General features: G+C 52.8%; 17 protein-coding genes and 1 other annotated feature. Of the genes, 1 reads left to right on the top strand and 16 read right to left on the bottom strand.

The window, feature by feature from the left end; translation table 11 throughout:
* Positions 1–62 precede the first annotated feature (62 nt).
* The 3 genes from AC58P5_RS06680 to lspA form a co-directional block, all read right to left on the bottom strand.
* The gene (locus tag AC58P5_RS06680; protein ID WP_497385323.1) at positions 63–1,226 is read right to left on the bottom strand and encodes an aminotransferase A; all 1,164 of its coding nucleotides are present in this window, start codon (positions 1,224–1,226) and stop codon (positions 63–65) included.
* A gap of 77 nt (positions 1,227–1,303) precedes the next feature.
* Positions 1,304–2,269, bottom strand: a complete 966-nt coding sequence (locus AC58P5_RS06685; protein ID WP_497385325.1) for an RluA family pseudouridine synthase — start codon at positions 2,267–2,269, stop codon at positions 1,304–1,306.
* On the bottom strand, positions 2,266–2,763 hold the full coding sequence (lspA, locus tag AC58P5_RS06690; RefSeq protein ID WP_009671789.1) for a signal peptidase II: 498 nt from the start codon (positions 2,761–2,763) through the stop codon (positions 2,266–2,268). The genes AC58P5_RS06685 and lspA overlap by 4 nt, the downstream gene beginning before the upstream one ends.
* 143 nt (positions 2,764–2,906) lie before the next feature.
* Here lspA and AC58P5_RS06695 point away from each other — a divergent pair, with 143 nt between their 5' ends.
* Positions 2,907–3,644, top strand: a complete 738-nt coding sequence (locus AC58P5_RS06695; RefSeq protein WP_497385326.1) for a TraR/DksA C4-type zinc finger protein — start codon at positions 2,907–2,909, stop codon at positions 3,642–3,644.
* 40 nt (positions 3,645–3,684) lie between these two features.
* Here the strand turns inward: AC58P5_RS06695 and AC58P5_RS06700 are convergent, their stop codons facing one another.
* The 13 genes from AC58P5_RS06700 to ftsZ all read right to left on the bottom strand — a co-directional run bounded on the left by AC58P5_RS06700 (position 3,685) and on the right by ftsZ (position 15,855).
* Complete coding sequence (locus tag AC58P5_RS06700) at positions 3,685–4,110, bottom strand: DUF5665 domain-containing protein (RefSeq protein ID WP_497385327.1); 426 nt, start codon at positions 4,108–4,110, stop codon at positions 3,685–3,687.
* A gap of 69 nt (positions 4,111–4,179) precedes the next feature.
* Positions 4,180–6,942: an isoleucine--tRNA ligase gene (gene ileS, locus AC58P5_RS06705; protein WP_497385328.1), complete on the bottom strand. Its 2,763-nt coding sequence runs from the start codon at positions 6,940–6,942 to the stop codon at positions 4,180–4,182.
* Positions 6,943–7,028: 86 nt separating this feature from the next.
* Positions 7,029–7,307 (bottom strand) — a binding site (T-box leader).
* Positions 7,308–7,377: 70 nt separating this feature from the next.
* Positions 7,378–7,863 (bottom strand): DivIVA domain-containing protein, encoded by a 486-nt coding sequence (locus AC58P5_RS06710; protein WP_497385329.1) that lies wholly within the window; start codon positions 7,861–7,863, stop codon positions 7,378–7,380.
* A 108-nt stretch (positions 7,864–7,971) separates the two neighbouring features.
* Complete coding sequence (locus AC58P5_RS06715; protein ID WP_497385331.1) at positions 7,972–8,751, bottom strand: YlmH family RNA-binding protein; 780 nt, start codon at positions 8,749–8,751, stop codon at positions 7,972–7,974.
* Positions 8,751–9,026 carry a YggT family protein gene (locus AC58P5_RS06720; RefSeq protein WP_497385333.1) on the bottom strand — a complete coding sequence of 92 codons (276 nt, stop codon included), beginning with the start codon at positions 9,024–9,026 and terminating at the stop codon, positions 8,751–8,753. Before AC58P5_RS06720 ends, AC58P5_RS06715 begins: the two co-directional genes overlap by 1 nt.
* Positions 9,027–9,056: 30 nt before the next feature.
* Positions 9,057–9,482 (bottom strand): cell division protein SepF, encoded by a 426-nt coding sequence (locus AC58P5_RS06725; protein ID WP_009671786.1) that lies wholly within the window; start codon positions 9,480–9,482, stop codon positions 9,057–9,059.
* 36 nt (positions 9,483–9,518) lie between these two features.
* Positions 9,519–10,202, bottom strand: coding sequence for a YggS family pyridoxal phosphate-dependent enzyme (locus AC58P5_RS06730; protein WP_497385334.1), 684 nt, complete (start codon positions 10,200–10,202; stop codon positions 9,519–9,521).
* Between the two features lie 49 nt (positions 10,203–10,251).
* Positions 10,252–11,106 (bottom strand): peptidoglycan editing factor PgeF, encoded by an 855-nt coding sequence (gene pgeF / locus AC58P5_RS06735; protein ID WP_497385335.1) that lies wholly within the window; start codon positions 11,104–11,106, stop codon positions 10,252–10,254.
* 181 nt (positions 11,107–11,287) lie between these two features.
* A complete protein-coding gene (locus tag AC58P5_RS06740) occupies positions 11,288–11,584 on the bottom strand; it encodes a YlmC/YmxH family sporulation protein (protein WP_103993626.1) in 297 nt (98 codons plus the stop codon).
* A 189-nt stretch (positions 11,585–11,773) separates the two neighbouring features.
* Complete coding sequence (gene sigG / locus AC58P5_RS06745) at positions 11,774–12,556, bottom strand: RNA polymerase sporulation sigma factor SigG (protein ID WP_009671832.1); 783 nt, start codon at positions 12,554–12,556, stop codon at positions 11,774–11,776.
* A 270-nt stretch (positions 12,557–12,826) separates the two neighbouring features.
* A complete protein-coding gene (gene sigE, locus AC58P5_RS06750) occupies positions 12,827–13,549 on the bottom strand; it encodes an RNA polymerase sporulation sigma factor SigE (protein ID WP_217557866.1) in 723 nt (240 codons plus the stop codon).
* A 29-nt stretch (positions 13,550–13,578) separates the two neighbouring features.
* The gene (spoIIGA, locus tag AC58P5_RS06755; RefSeq protein WP_497385337.1) at positions 13,579–14,502 is read right to left on the bottom strand and encodes a sigma-E processing peptidase SpoIIGA; all 924 of its coding nucleotides are present in this window, start codon (positions 14,500–14,502) and stop codon (positions 13,579–13,581) included.
* Between the two features lie 204 nt (positions 14,503–14,706).
* Positions 14,707–15,855, bottom strand: a complete 1,149-nt coding sequence (gene ftsZ, locus AC58P5_RS06760) for a cell division protein FtsZ (protein ID WP_497385339.1) — start codon at positions 15,853–15,855, stop codon at positions 14,707–14,709.
* Between the last annotated feature and the right edge of the window lie 164 nt (positions 15,856–16,019).

Consider the following 16,019-nt stretch of genomic DNA (forward strand, 5'->3'; position numbering starts at 1 on the left):
TCTCCCCTCTGCCAGGCAGCGGGTCGGATAAAGGGGATTTTTTATAGGCAGCCGGTCGGGCATCAGCTCCGGTCGAGTTTGCGGATGAAGGCTTCCAGCCGGTCCAGTGCTCCGTCGAGCACCTCCTGCGAATACGCGTACGACAGCCGGATGTAACCTTCGCCCAGCGGTGAAAACGCATCGCCCGGAACGACGGCGACCCGCTGCTCCTCCAGCAGCCTGTAGGCGAACTCTTCCGAGCCGAGCCCGAACCGGGCGATCGACGGGAACAGGTAGAACGCGCCCTGCGGTTTGACGGCTTCCAGTCCCATCGCTTGGAGCCGGCCATACACATGCGCCAGCCTTTTCTCGTAAGCCTGGCGCATCGGAATAGCATCATCGCGGCCCGCGGTGAGCGCCGCGACAGCCGCATACTGCGAGATGGAGCTCGCGCAGGTGACATTGTACTGGTGCACCTTGACCATATGCCGCGTCAAGGCTTCTGGGGCAAACGTAAAGCCGATCCGCCAGCCGGTCATGGAATGGGATTTCGACAAGCCGTTGATCACGATCGTCTTCTCTCTCATGCCCGGCAGGGTGGCAATCGAAGCGTGTTCGGCTCCGTACACCAGCTCGCTGTAAATCTCGTCGGAAATGACATAGAGGTTCCGGCTTTCCAGAAGAGCTGCCAGCTCGGTCAGTTCCGCCTTGGTCATAATCTGACCCGTCGGGTTGCTCGGGTAGCCGAGAACGACGCAGCGGGTTTGTTCCGTCAAATGAGGCTCCAGAGCGGCTGCGGTCATCTTAAACTGATAAGGCCGCGTATCCACGTAAACGGGCACTCCGCCGCACAGCCGGATCAGCGGTTCGTAACCCGGATAAATCGGTCCCGGCAAAATAACCTCCGCCCCCGGCGTCAAAATGGTCCGTAGCGTAATATCGAGCGCCTCGCTCGCCCCCGTCGTCACGATGACTTCGCTGGCTCCGTCGTAGGACAGCCCGTATTTGGAGCCGACAAAGTCGGCCGCGGCCTTTCTAAGCTCCGGAAGTCCGGCATTGGGCGTATACACCGTCCTGCCTGCCTGGAGCGCTTTCTGTGCGGCCTCCACAATATGGGCGGGCGTCGGAAAATCCGGCTGTCCCATCGTTAAAGCCAGTGCATCCGGCATTGCCGCGACTTTATTCGCAATTTTACGGATACCGGAAATTTGAATCTCTTTTACCTGCGGATTAATGATTGGTTCCATACGGAATGCTTCCCCTCTCCAAAGGTTCGCTGAGTTTTAAAAAAGAGGGACCGGCTTCCGCCTGTCCCTGATTGTCCTTACAGATTGCGCAGACGGTGAAGAAGATCCGCCATATCTTCCGGAATCGGCGCCTCGAATTCGAGCCGTTCCCCTGTCCGCGGATGGGTAAAACCGAGAATCTGCGCGTGAAGCGCCTGACCGTCCATGGTCATCCCCTTGTTGCGGCCGTAGGACGGGTCTCCGACGAGCGGATGCCCGATGAACTTGAGATGAACCCGAATCTGATGAGTCCGGCCCGTTTCAAGCTTGAGCTCCACCAGCGTATACCCGTCAAAGCGCTCCAGTACGGCAAAATGCGTAACCGCGTGTTTGGAGTTTTTGTCCGTCACAGTGTACAGTTTGCGGTCGTAGCTGTCCCGGCCGATCGGAGCGTCGATCGTTCCGTGCTCGTGCTGCAAATTCCCGTGCACAAGCGCCACATATTTGCGTGTCACGCTATGCTCCTTGAGCTGCTCGGCCAGACTGGCATGAGCCTGATCGTTTTTGGCGATCATCAGCAGTCCGGAAGTGTCTTTGTCGATGCGGTGAACAATCCCGGGTCTCATAACCCCGTTGATCCCGGACAAGTCTTTGCAGTGATGCATCAGGGCATTCACCAGCGTGCCGCTGTAGTGACCGGGAGCCGGATGCACCACCAGTCCGCGCGGCTTGTTGATCACGATAACGTCCCCGTCTTCGTAAACGACATCCAGGGGGATGTTTTCCGCGGCGATATCCAGCGGTTCGGGATCCGGAATCGCAAGATCGATGACCTGCCCCTCGCCCAGCTTATAGTTGGGCTTTACGTTCCGGCCGTCCACCCGGGCATGGCCGTCTTTAATCCACTGCTGAATTTGCGTACGCGACACGCCGTCCAAAGCATCGGACAAAAGCTTGTCGATTCTCTCGCCGTTCTGCTCGGCCTCGACCTGCCAGCGCGTCGGTTCGCTTTCCGTTTCGTCCATTCCGTTTTGTTCCACCTCATAGTTGTTTTGTTCGCTCATGATGCCGTCCCTCTTTTTTCATTTTTCCAGCTGATAATCGAATCGATAAAAATCAAAATGACGCCGATGACGATAGCGGAGTCCGCCACATTAAAGATCGGATAAATGTAGTCGACCGCTTTGCCGAAAAAGGAAAACTGAAAATGCAGTTGAAGGAAATCGACAACCTCGCCGAAAAGCAGTCGGTCCAAAAAATTTCCTACCGCGCCTCCCAAAAGCAGAGCGAGCGCCAGCGACATCAGCTTCTGCCCGGCTTTACGGGTCCTGTTGAGATACAAAACGACTCCAACGACGATTATCAAGGTAGCCAGGATGAAAAACCAGCGCTGGTCCTGCAAAATTCCGAAAGCGGCGCCGCGGTTGCGGTGCGAAGTCAGCTGGAAAAACTCGCCGATCACCGGAATGGAGTCATGAAGCGGAATGTTTTTAACCACGAGCCATTTGGTCCCCTGATCAATCAAAAACACGATAAGTGCAAGTAAATAATAATACAAAACGGGATTCCTCCTCTGACGACGGCTTGTCGCGTGTCGCCCGTTAAACGTTTGGCTGCGGTGCTTTCATTTTCCACACTAAAAAAGGGAGTCTTCGTAAACCCTATTGCTGCAGGCCACCTTCCGAAGGGAGATGTACCCCCATGCATATACTGACTTCCAATCAAACGGATCAGCTCAGGCAGCAGCTTCTTATTGAAAAAAAAGAACTTAAAGAGCAGTTGGAGCTCGACGAACACTTCGGAATGTCCCAGGCCATGGGCGAAAACACCGGAGAGTTGTCCACGTACGACAATCATCCCGCCGATATAGGAACGGAAATGTTCGAGCGGGAAAAAGACATCGCTCTGCTGGAAAACGCCGAGCGTCATCTCGATCAGGTCAATCTCGCTCTGGAAAGGTTAGCTGCCGGCACCTACGGGATTTGCATCGAGTGCGGCAGAACGATTCCCTACGAGCGGTTAAGCGCCATTCCGACAACTCAGTACTGCCTGGAACATGTGCCGAACCGGCACGCATCCGACAGAAGACCGGTGGAAGAGGAATTTCTCGCCCCGCCTTTCGGACGGACCAGTCTGGACGAACGCTCGGATCAGAACCAGTTTGACGGCGAAGACGCCTGGCAGATCGTGGAAAGCTGGGGCAATTCCGACTCTCCCGCCATGGCGGAAGATCCGAACGTAGGCGATTATAATTCCATGTATGTCGAGGCAGACGAGCTTGACGGGTATGTGGAGCCCTTCGAAAGCTTTCTTGCCACCGATATTTACGGCAATCATGTATCCGTTGTTCGCAACAAAGCCTATCGCTCCTATATGGATAATCAAGAAGGAGATCCTCTTCTCGAGCCCGATTATACATCGGAAGAAACGCAGAGCTGATCAAGCGGCTCTGCGTTTTCCTTTGTAACGGAACGCCCGGTTAATAAAACCGGCGCCCTTCCAGCTGAAACTGGACATACTCCACGAGGTCCGCAATGTACGCGCCGATAATGGGCAGGTTCAAAGCGCCCAGAGCTTTCAGTGCATAGAGAATGGTACCCGCGAATACGGTAATGCCAAGACCGAGACCAACCCCTCTGGAAATTCCCGCTATGAGGTTCCCGAAAATCAGTTTGCGCGGCTTATTCATCAGCGCCACGTAATCGGCAATTTGCGTCCGTTCGATATTGGCCGCTATTTCGGTTACTTTCTCATGGATATGATGAATGAGCCGTTTTTCCTCATCGCTTGAAAGGGCGGCATTGGTTGGCAAATCCGGATGCTCAAGCTCCGCATGTTCCTCCGCAAGCCGGGCCTTAGAGGGTCTGTTCCGTTCGTTCCGTTCTTCTTCGTTCAGGTCATCCATGAAAATCGCTCCTGCAGATTTGGTATCCCCTATCTCCACACGGCGGCGAATTTCATTACCTGGGCTGCGTTATTCGAGGTGGGAAACAACTTCCGCACATCTGGCGCACAGAGTCGGGTGTTCTTTGTTCTGCCCAACTTCCGGTGTGACTATCCAGCAGCGTTCGCATTTCTCTCCTTCGGCAACGGATACCTGCACGCCAAGATCCTGAGCCCCGTAACTTCCTTCCGGTGCTTTCTCGGACGGATTATGCAGAGTCGCGGCGGAGACGATGAAGAGCGTATCGAGCTTGTCAAAACCGCTAAGCAGCTTGAAGCCCGCATCGCCCGGGTACAAATCAACCGCGGCGCTCAGGGAGTTGCCGATTGTTTTGTTCTTGCGCGCTTCTTCCAGCGCTTTAAGCACTTCGTCCCGGATATTCAGGAAGCCGTCCCACTTCTGCTCCAGCTCCTGGTTATACACATCCGTACGGACCTCCGGCAGTTCGGTGATCTGTACGCTGTCCAGCTCCACGCCCGGAATGTATTTCCACACTTCGTCGGCCGTATGCGGCAGAAGCGGTGCAATGAGCTTCGTGATAGCGAGCAGCGAATCATAAAGAACGGTTTGCGAAGCTTTGCGGGCGGAATCGTCCGCCGCGTCCGCGTACAGGCGGTCTTTGATGATATCCAGGTAGAATGAACTCATCTCCACGGCGCAGAAGTGATGAACCGCCTGATAGACCACGTGAAACTCATACGCGTCATAGGCTTTGATCACTTTTTCCGTCATCCGGTTGAGGCGGATAACCGCATACTGGTCCAGCTCGCTCATTTGGGCGAAATCCACACGATCCTTCACCGGATCGAAGTGGCTTAAATTGCCCAGCAGGAAGCGGAGCGTGTTGCGGATTTTGCGGTATACTTCCGTGATCTGGCTCAGAATGTTATCCGAAATCCGGACATCGGACTGATAATCCACCGAAGATACCCACAAACGTAATATGTCGGCGCCGAGCTTGTTGCACACTTGACTCGGATCGACGGTGTTGCCGAGCGACTTGGACATTTTGCGGCCTTCTCCGTCCAGAGTGAAGCCGTGGCTGAGAATTCCCTTGTACGGAGACTGGCCTTTTACCGCCACGCCCGTAATTAGGGAGGAGTTGTACCAGCCGCGGTACTGGTCGGAACCTTCCAGATACAAATCGGCCGGCCACTGAAGCTCGGGGCGCTTGGCCAGCACTCCCGCATGGGAGGAACCCGAATCGAACCACACGTCCATGATGTCCGTTTCTTTGCGGAACTCCCCATGGCCGCATTCCGGGCAGGAAAGGCCATCCGGCAGAAGCTCCTTCTCCGTCAGCGTGAACCACGCGTTAGAGCCTTCTTTTTCGAACAGCTTAGCCACATGCTCGATGGTCTCATCGTTTACGATCGGATGATTGCAGCTGCGGCAGTAGAAAATCGGAATCGGCACGCCCCATACGCGCTGACGGGAAATACACCAGTCTCCGCGGTCCGCGATCATGTTGTGAAGACGGATCTCCCCCCAATTAGGCGTCCATTTGATTTTTTTGATTTCTTCCAGCATTTCATCGCGGAATTTATCGATAGACGCAAACCACTGCTCCGTCGCCCGGTAAATAACCGGCTTTTTCGTACGCCAGTCATGCGCGTATTGGTGATTGATGGAGGAAGCGTGTAGTAGGTGTCCGCTGTTTTCCAGCCATTCCAGAATCGTTTTGTTTCCTTTTTCGTAGAAAACACCTTCCAGCCCCGGCGCTTCCGCCGTGAAATGTCCTTGATCGTCCACCGGACAAAGAACGCCGATCTTGTATTTTTGCCCGACGATAAAGTCGTCCTCTCCGTGGCCCGGAGCGGTATGAACACACCCCGTACCGGCCTCCAGCGTAACGTGCTCGCCCAGCATGACAAGCGACTCCCGGTCGTAGAACGGATGCTTGCAGGTCACGTTCTCCAGCTCGCTGCCTTTAACCGTGGACACGATGCTGTAGTCCGTCCAGCCGATTGCCTTCGCAGCCGATTCGAGAAGTCCTTCGGCCAGCACGTATTTCTTGCCGCTTACTTCTACGACAGCGTACGTAAAGTCCGGGTGAACGGAGATGCCCAGATTCGCCGGAAGCGTCCATGGGGTGGTCGTCCAAATGACGAAAGCCGCATCCTGCGGGAGCTTGCCTTTGCCGTCCGCTACATCGAAAGCGACATAAATGGACGGTGACGTTTTTTCTTTGTACTCGATCTCGGCTTCAGCCAGAGCGCTCTCCGATGAAGGAGACCAGTACACCGGCTTCAGACCTTTGTAGATGTACCCTTTTTTCACCATTTCACCGAAAAGACGGATTTGCTCGGCCTCATATTCCGGCTGCAGCGTGATGTACGGATGATCCCAGTCTCCGCGGATTCCGAGACGCTTGAACTGTTCCTTCTGCCGCTCTACCCACTGAAGCGCGTATTCTTCGCAATAGTTGCGAAATTCGGCAACGGACATCTTTTTGCGGTCCACTTTGCCGCTGTTGGCGATAGCCTGCTCGATCGGCAGTCCGTGCGTGTCCCAGCCGGGGACATAGGGCGCATCGTAGCCCTGCATCGTTTTGAAGCGGACGATGATATCTTTAAGAATCTTATTCAGCGCATGGCCGATATGAATGTCCCCGTTGGCGTACGGAGGTCCGTCGTGCAAAATGAACTTCTTCCGCCCTTTGCGGCTCTCCTGCACTTTCGCGTAAATGTCGTTTTCTTCCCAATGCGCCTGCATTTTAGGCTCCGCCTGTGGCAGATTACCTCTCATAGGAAAGTCCGTTTTCAGCAGCTGCAATGTTTTTCCGTAATCCAAATTGATTCACTCCCTAGTCTTGGTACGCTGATCCCTTCCGGGACAATTCCCTAGCTCTCTAAAATGCAAAAAAACTTCTCAATCCCAAAAGGGACGAGAAGTTAAGCTCGCGGTACCACCCTTGTTAGACCGTTCCGGCCCGCTGTCATCACCCGCACACAGAAATCCAGTTCCCGCATGAAAGAAATGACGACCGGTTGTCAGTCTCACTCGACGAATCGATAACGGAATTACCCGATGCTCCCTACTTCGCTTTTCAAGAGACGCTCCTGGGGGATTTTCGTCCGCTGCAGAGATTAGGCTCACACCCACCCTAACTCGCTGACACTGCTGTACGGACTACTTGGCCCAGTCATCGCTTTACGAAAGATTCAGTTACCCGAAGTATATCGAATCCGGGTCCGGTAGTCAATGAAGTCCCGCCGTGGAGACCGATTACTTCTCGAGTTCAAGCACCTTGTCGTGATCGAGCGTCTTCCAGCCTTCATCCTGAAGGAGCTCCAGTTGCGCTTCGAGCAGAGTACGGAAGCGTGTCCGGTAAATGCTCGCCTGCTTCTTAAGCTCTTCGGTTTCCACCGAAACTTTACGGGAACGCGTCAACGATTCGTTGATAATCCGGTCGGCGTTCTTTTCCGCTTCTTTAAGGACCAGCTGCGCTTCTTTCTTGGCGTTGTTCCTCACTTCGTCGGCGGCTTCCTGCGCGACAATAATCGTTTTGCTCAACGTTTCTTCAATATTGGAGAAGTGATCCAGCCGTTCCTGCAGCGCCAGAATTTGGTTTTGCAGCTCTTTGTTTTCACGGATAACGGCCTCGTAGTCTTTGATGACCTGATCCAGAAACTCGTTCACGTCATCTTCGTCATAGCCCCGGAAAGAGCGCGCAAATTCTTTGTTATGTATATCGAGTGGTGTTAAGGGCATGGTGCACCTCCTAGAATGTTAACCGGTGGAGAGTTTGTACGGTTCAGTTAAGAAATAGAATTTCGACAGAAAAGCGAAAAATCCTTTATTCCTCGCACTTAAAATAGGTTAAACGTATTTGCCCACTTTCATGCGGGTTCTGCCTTTCTTCGTTACTCCTTCTATTTCCAGGACACGAAAACGCCCAAAGCCCTGCAAAGAAACGACGTCGCCTTCCTGCAGGGGGACGCTCGGATTCTCTTCGGGCTTCCAGTTCACTTTGCATTTGCCGGCTCCGATCGGAAGGAGAACTTTGGCCCGGCTTAATCGGAATACATCGCTTACAATTCCGTCCAGACGGAGGGAAGCTACGGAAAGCGTCATCTCCTCCAGTTTAACGACGGACGGTCTCAGCTTAGCGATCGGCAAAATCTCGGTCGTCACATGGACGCGATGCACTTGGCTGAGATTCAAATGAAGATAATCGGCCGCTTCTTCCGCCACGACGAAATGGCAGCCCTGTCCGGATACGTTAATATCCCCTACCTTGTCCCTTTTCATGCCCAGCGCCAGAATCGCTCCCATATAATCGCCGTGACTAAGCGCCTGGAACTTGCTGTCGCCGGATTCTACGGACAGAACTCTCAGCCCCATATCTTCGCCGGAGAGATCCAGGTAATCCGGCCCGAGAATCGCTCTTTGGCGTTCGGCATCCGGGCATCCGCCATCCAATCTGCAGTTTACGTCGGGGCTGCGGTTAACCAGTGTACGAAGGATAAAAGCTTGCCGGGGATCGAGAAAGTCCGTCCGCTTTACCTTGTGATGGGCGGCGTTCTCCACCCACTCCTGGGCCCGGTCCACGAAAGCATGTTCATCGGGATGGAAATGCCCGTACCTATCTTTAGCCACTAGAACAACCTCAAAATGTAGCCGACCACAACTTTCAAGCCGGCGACGACGAGCCAGAATACGCCCATGGCAACGATCGGAGAAATATCAAGGGGGCCGATCGGCGGGATAAAGCGGCGGAATGCGCTCAGGTAAGGCTCAACGAGTTTCGCCAGCAGTTCGCCGATAAAGCTCTCACGTGCATTCGGAAACCAGGAAAGCAGCACGTAACCGAAAATCATATAAAAGTAAATTTGGGCCAATGTATCGATTAACCCGTAAATGTTCATGACCAACCGCTTTCACCTCAACCTTTTTATCCACTGCTAAGCTTCATGCAGAAAATCCGAGATCGATCCCTGAATTTCTACGGAATCCGGGGCGCACAGGAAAATATTCGGCCCGATCTTGGAGATCGATCCGTTCAGCGCATAAACGGTCCCGTTCAGGAAATCGAAAATTCTTACCGCTTGTTCGGGACGAACCCGCTGCAAATTCACGACAACGGTCCGGCGGGAACGCAGATGATCCGCGATTTCCTGGGAATCGTCGAAAGAATGAGGTTCGTGAAGCACAACGCGGCTGTTTTTCTGTGAATGAATGCTCACAATGTTATTTTTACTCTGTTTCGTACGTTGTTCCTGCACCGGGGTTTCAGGTTCTTCCGGAGTTTCTACAATTCTTTCCCGTTCTACGACCTCTTCTTCTTCCTGCAGTCCGATAAAATTCATAAATTTATTCATAACGCCCATCCGACGCTCCTCCTCTGTGGAAAAGATGGTATTGATTCAAGACTTTCCGACAAGTACGGTACCTAAACGCACCCAAGTTGCGCCTTCTTCGATCGCCACTTCAAAATCTCCCGACATTCCCATGGACAAATGCCGTACAGGTTCAGGCAGAATCTGCTCGGCGTTGAGCTCATCCCTAAGCTCGCACAGTTTCCTGAATACGGGCCGTGTCGCTTCCGCTTCGGCCTCCAGCGGGGCCATCGTCATCAAGCCGACGATCTGAAGATGGGGGTACTGATTCAAATTCTTCGCGAAGGATTTGAGCTCTTCCGGGGCCAGTCCATATTTGGATTCCTCACCGGATACGTTCACTTGTATAAAACATTTGACGGAAAGGTTCCGTTTGGCGGCCTCTTTCTCCAGTTCTTTGGCAAGAGAAGCACGATCCAGAGAATGGATATACGCGAATTTCCCTATAATGTCCTTTACCTTGTTCGTTTGCAAATGCCCGATAAAATGCCAGTCTCCCCGGTCTCCGAGTGCCTCCCATTTTTCTTTGGCATCCTGCCAGCGGTTCTCTCCCACCTGTGTTAACCCATGGTCAAGAGCTTCGCGCGTGGCTTCCAGAGATACATATTTCGTAACCGCGATCACGCTTATGTCTTCAGGGCTGCGGCCGGACCGCCGGCAAGCCGCCTCAATGCGGTGATGCACATCTTCAATACGCGCCTGCAAATTCATCAGCAGCGGTTCACTCCCTCCATGCTGTCTGTATGTTGTCGAGGCCGGATTAGTCGTTTCGGAGGCCAATCCAGGCTGCCATACGCCCGGTCGAACCCCCTTCTTTACGATGGGAAAAGAACAGATCGGTCGAACAGCTCGTACATAACTCTGTTACTTCTATATGCGACGACAAAATTCCTGCTTTCTCAAGAAATTGTCGGTTGCATTCCTGCAAATTTAACTGATATTTGCCTTCTTTACGAGGGATAACGACAGCTTCCGTCTGTTTTATGGAAATACCGGTATCCAAATGGCTCTCGTAAACGCGGCCCGCGACAAATTTATCCACTTCATAACAGCAGCCGCCTATGGAAGGGCCGATTACGGCATGCACGTCTTCCGGCCTGCTTCCGAAAGAGCGGGTCATCGAAGCAAGCGCAGCCGCACCGATATTCTGGACCGTACCTCTCCAGCCGGCGTGGGCGATTCCTACGACCCGGTTCACCGGATCGATCAAATAAAGCGGAACGCAGTCCGCGTACAGGGCGCAGAGCATGATCCCTTTTCCGGCGGTTATAAAAGCGTCCCTGTCCTGAATCGCATCGGCACGCGATATTCGTCCGCTTCCCATCTGTTCCTTTTCGATGACCGCTACCTCTTTGCCGTGCACCTGCTCGCCGAACGTGAGCGCTTCAAAAGGCACTCCGAGCGCCGCGGCAAGTCTCTTCCGGTTCTCGACAACATCCTCGTCCGCATCGTTTACGTGCAGGCCCAGATTAAGCGAATCGAAAGGAGCCGAACTTACTCCTCCGTGACGCGATGTAAATCCGGCCTGAACGAAAGGAAAACGTTCCTGAAGCCTTTCCAGCACAAAAAGCTCCGGCTCCCCGGAATTTGATTTTTTGTGTACAAACGGTTCCACTGCTTGTCCCCTCCGTATCCCCGGCCTACAGCGGCCTTTTCTGCTTGTTCAAGTTTACCATACCAGTCATAAGACGACAAAAATTGGCGCTCAGGCAGTTATGAATAGGGGCGCCTGCGTATTATAGCTGCTGCCTTACAACGAAGCGCCCGTCACATGGCTATCCTCATATCTACTTCTATTACCCGCGGGAGCTGCGGTTGTAATCAACGGAATCGCTCTCCTCGACGGCCCGGTACGTTTTGGCTTCATCCAGTTTGACCAGAACGACATCGGCTCCTATTTTGACGATATTTTTCCAGGGAATAATAAGATCCGTCCCTCCCCCAAACAAGCCGAAAAACTTGCTGCTGTTCGGAACGACAATGGAATCGATCCTGCCCTGGCGGAGCTCAAGCTCCAAATCGCTGATCTGGCCGAGTTTTTTGCCGTCCACAATATTGATAACGTCTTTCGTTTGAAAGTCGGATATTTTCATCTGCTTACCCCACGCTTTCAGGTTATTCGCCCGTTTGTTCTAGTATATGAGGGACCCGGCCAAAATGTCCTGCAAAACCAAGAAAAGAGCTTCACGACGCCTAACCGGAAAAGAAGGCATAACAAAAAGCCCGGAATCCGGGCTTTCGATAGATGTGCGTGCAAGTAAATCCGGCAGACGGAGAATCAATCAGCTTTTGACATGTTTCTGCATCTGGGTGATAGCCGATTTTTCCAGCCTTGAAACCTGCGCCTGAGAAATTCCGATTTCATCTGCGACTTCCATCTGGGTTTTGCCTTCGAAAAAGCGCATGGACAAAATCATTTTTTCACGGGAGCCTAGCTTTCTCATCGCTTCTCTCAAAGCGATTCCTTCAATCCAAGACATGTCTTTGTTGCGTTCATCGCTGATCTGATCCATCACATAGATCGGGTCCCCGCCATCGTGGTAAATCGGCTCAAACAGGGAGACGGGGTCCTGAATCGCGTCGAGCGCAAAAACGACATCTTCTTTGGGCACGTTCAGCACTTCGGAAATTTCGTAAATCGTGGGCTCGCGAGAGTTTTTGTTCGTTAAACTGTCGCGGACCTGAAGCGCTTTGTAAGCAATATCCCGCAATGAACGGGAGACACGGATCGGATTGTTATCCCGCAGGTATCTGCGTATTTCTCCGATGATCATCGGCACCGCATACGTTGAAAACTTCACGTTCTGGCCCAGATCGAAGTTATCGATCGCTTTCATCAAGCCGATGCAGCCCACTTGAAAAAGATCGTCGACGAACTCGCCGCGGTTGTTGAAACGCTGAATCACGCTGAGTACCAGTCTCAGGTTGCCATTGACCAGTTTCTCTCTTGCGGATCGGTCGTTCTTCGTCTGCAGATTGGTGAACAGTTCACGCATTTCCACATTCGTCAGAACAGGAAGTTTGGCGGTATCGACACCACATATTTCGACTTTATTTCGGGTCACGGTGATTTACCTCCCAAGGAGAAACATTACTGTTAATTATCTCCGTGACCCGTGTTTTTATGCGCCGAGAAGAGCGTGACTCCCCCCTTGACAAGTGCCCGGGTGCTTGCTCTCTCCTGCCGTTGTTGGCCCGTATTCGCTTTCAGTTTCCGATAATTTTTTAAAAAAAGGCAGATTCGTCTCCCGTTCGGAGGGATTACCCGGTCCCTTCTGAAATTCATACGGAAAAGTCATACTAAAAAGCCTACCACACAGGTGATAGGCTTTTGCTTAAACCATTTTATTAAACTCCTTGCGCAGTCGTTTGATGATCCTTTTTTCCAGCCGGGAAATATAGGACTGGGAGATGCCGAGCTGATCCGCAACGTCCTTCTGCGTCTTCTCTTCACCGTCCTGGAGACCGAAACGAAGCTCCATGATCGTTCGCTCCCGGTCCGTCAGCTTATCTAGCGCTTTATGCAGCAGCTTGCGGTCCACTTGTTCTTCGATGTTGCGGTAGATGGTATCGTTCTCGGTACCCAGCACATCGGACAGCAGCAGCTCGTTTCCGTCCCAATCGATATTCAGCGGTTCGTCGAACGACACTTCCGTCCGTATTTTGCTGTTGCGGCGGAGATACATCAGAATTTCATTCTCGATGCAGCGTGACGCATACGTCGCCAGCTTGATTTTCTTCTCGGGGTCAAACGTGTTAACCGCTTTAATAAGACCGATCGCTCCTATAGAGACCAGATCCTCGATGTTAATGCCCGTATTTTCAAATTTGCGGGCTATATAGACAACCAGCCGGAGGTTGCGTTCAATCAGCATGGCACGGATGGCCGCGTCCCCGGAGGGCAGTTTTCCAAGCAAATATTCTTCTTCTTCCCGCGTCAGCGGAGGAGGCAGTGCTTCGCTTCCTCCTATGTAATAAATTTCTTCACCTTTCAGTCCGAAAAAGATAAGAATCTTGTAATAAAAAATTAGCATCTGCAATTTCCATTTGACCCGCATAACCGCTTCCTCCCACTCATAACCTTTCTTTAGCCGGCAGCAACCAGCGTCGGATGAATAATGGCATGATATGCCCCGTCACCGGAGAGTTGACCTCCGTCCAATCCTACAAGCACTTTCGTCGTTTCCACTTGACCGCTGCTGTACGTGATAACCACCTTGTCGGGTTTAATCGCCAGCATGAACTGCGTATTCCGGTTTACTCCCCGGTAAGGCACCAGCCGCAGACGGTCCTGCCACACGAAGTCTTCTTCCGTACCTATCGCCGTGATGATTTGTTCCACCTCGGCTGCACGGATTCGTTTGAGCCACGATTCCGGCAGCATACTCGAGAGCTGCGAAGCCTCCATAACCATTACCGGGGTCCGTGTCAGCGGATCGTAGAGCTGATTGCCCGTATCGATCAAGCCTGTACACCGGAACTCCGCTCCGTCTACGATTACGCATACTTCCGCCAAGTGAACGGCCAGTTCTTCCTTCTTCTTTGCTCCCGCCATCACCAGTCTGTACAGCACCAGAGAACCGGCACCTATCACGATGACTGCCCAAGTCTCGATCCGGATATTGAACCTCGCCGCACCGGTCTGGCTGAACATAAGCCCGTTCATCACATCGCCCGATGTTTGAAACACATAGTTCAGGCCGAAAACGCCCCCCGCCGCTACAAAGTTCACTACATAGAAGGTGCCGGTGTTGCGCAAAAAACGCTGCAAACTGCCGTAGCCGAAAGCAAGCCATACCATACAGAGAGACATAGTGATCTTTGCCGCAAAAGTAAACAAGAACGACAAGGAAGGTACGAACATGAGCAGCACATAAGATCCGCCCAGCACAGAGGACATCACCAGCTTCCAAGGTTTGAAGGACAATCGTCGCGTCCGCGCGGTCACCAGTAAAACGGCGGCATCCATGACGACATTCACCAGGAAAATCAGATCCGCGTATACGACCAATTTTCCTCACCCCCAAGCGGATGAGATTAGTATATTAAAAGACGAATTCAAAGTCTGTCTAAACGTGCCGGAGGCCGCCAACTATTTTTGTCGCATAGTGGGGAAAAGAAAAAAGCCGTCACAACCGACCTTAGGTCAGTTGTGACGGCTTTTTCGGGAAAGCTCGGCTTGCCGCTCTCCACCTATGCCATTCCGTTAGCGGAATTATTTGTCGAGATTGTTACGTCCGCGGTTACGCAGGAACGTAGGTACTTCCAGATCTCCCGGTTGACCGCCGAACGGCCGCAGATTGTTCGCACGCTGCTGGGTTTCGGTAGGCGCCTCCTGCTGCTGCGGCTGTTGCTGCTGCATGCCGCCTTGACGGCGGTTCTGCGGTTGAGGAGGCTGCTGCTGTTGCGGCTTGTCCTGGAATCCGGTAGCGATAACGGTTACCATAATCTCTTCTTTATAATTCTCGTTAATGACAGCACCGAAAATCATGTTTACTTCAATATCAGAGGCCGAGGCAACAATGTCTGCGGCTTCATTTACTTCATACAGGCTAAGATTTGTACCGCCCGTAATATTCATTAATACCCCGCGTGCACCCTCGATGGAGGTTTCAAGCAGCGGGCTCATAATGGCTTTCTTGGCGGCTTCGGCGGCACGGTTCTCACCTGTCGCGATACCGATTCCCATAAGAGCCGAACCGCGCTCGGTCATAATGGTTTTCACATCGGCAAAGTCCAGGTTGATAAGACCCGGTACGGCAATCAGGTCGGAAATCCCCTGCACCCCTTGACGAAGGACGTTATCCGCTTCGCGGAACGCTTCCAGCATAGGCGTTTTCTTGTCTACGATCTCAAGGAGACGGTCGTTTGGAATAACGATAAGCGTATCCACTTTTTCTTTGAGTGCCGCGATGCCCTGTTCAGCCTGAGCGGCACGTTTGCGCCCTTCGAATGTGAACGGACGGGTAACGACACCCACCGTCAGCGCGCCGCACTCTTTCGCGATTTCCGCGATTACCGGGGCAGCGCCCGTACCGGTTCCGCCGCCCATACCTGCGGTTACGAAGACCATGTCCGCGCCCTTGAGGGTGTTCATAATTAAATCGCGTGATTCTTCAGCGGCTTTCTTCCCCACATCGGGGTTGGCGCCGGCTCCCAAGCCGCGCGTTAATTTATCACCAATTTGGAGTTTGTGCTCCGATTTGGCCTGATGAAGTGCCTGTGCATCCGTGTTGACCGTAATGAATTCGACACCCTGCACTCCATTCTCGATCATCCGGTTAACTGCATTACTGCCGCCGCCGCCCACACCGATGACTTTTATCTGGGCCAATTGTTCCACATCCAGATCAAATTCAAACATAGCAGTCAATGTCCCCCTAACTTAACTTTCCGTGAGCTGTACGCTCAAAATGGGTAACGTGCCTGTCGGCACGGTAATCGTAAGAGCTCGCACATAGCCCGAAACATGGTTTTAAAGCGTGTCTGTGCGCGCGCCCCTCCTGGTTGCAGACTGCAGAGCCAGTG

It is taken from the genome of Paenibacillus sp. JT31N7 (assembly GCF_059692095.1).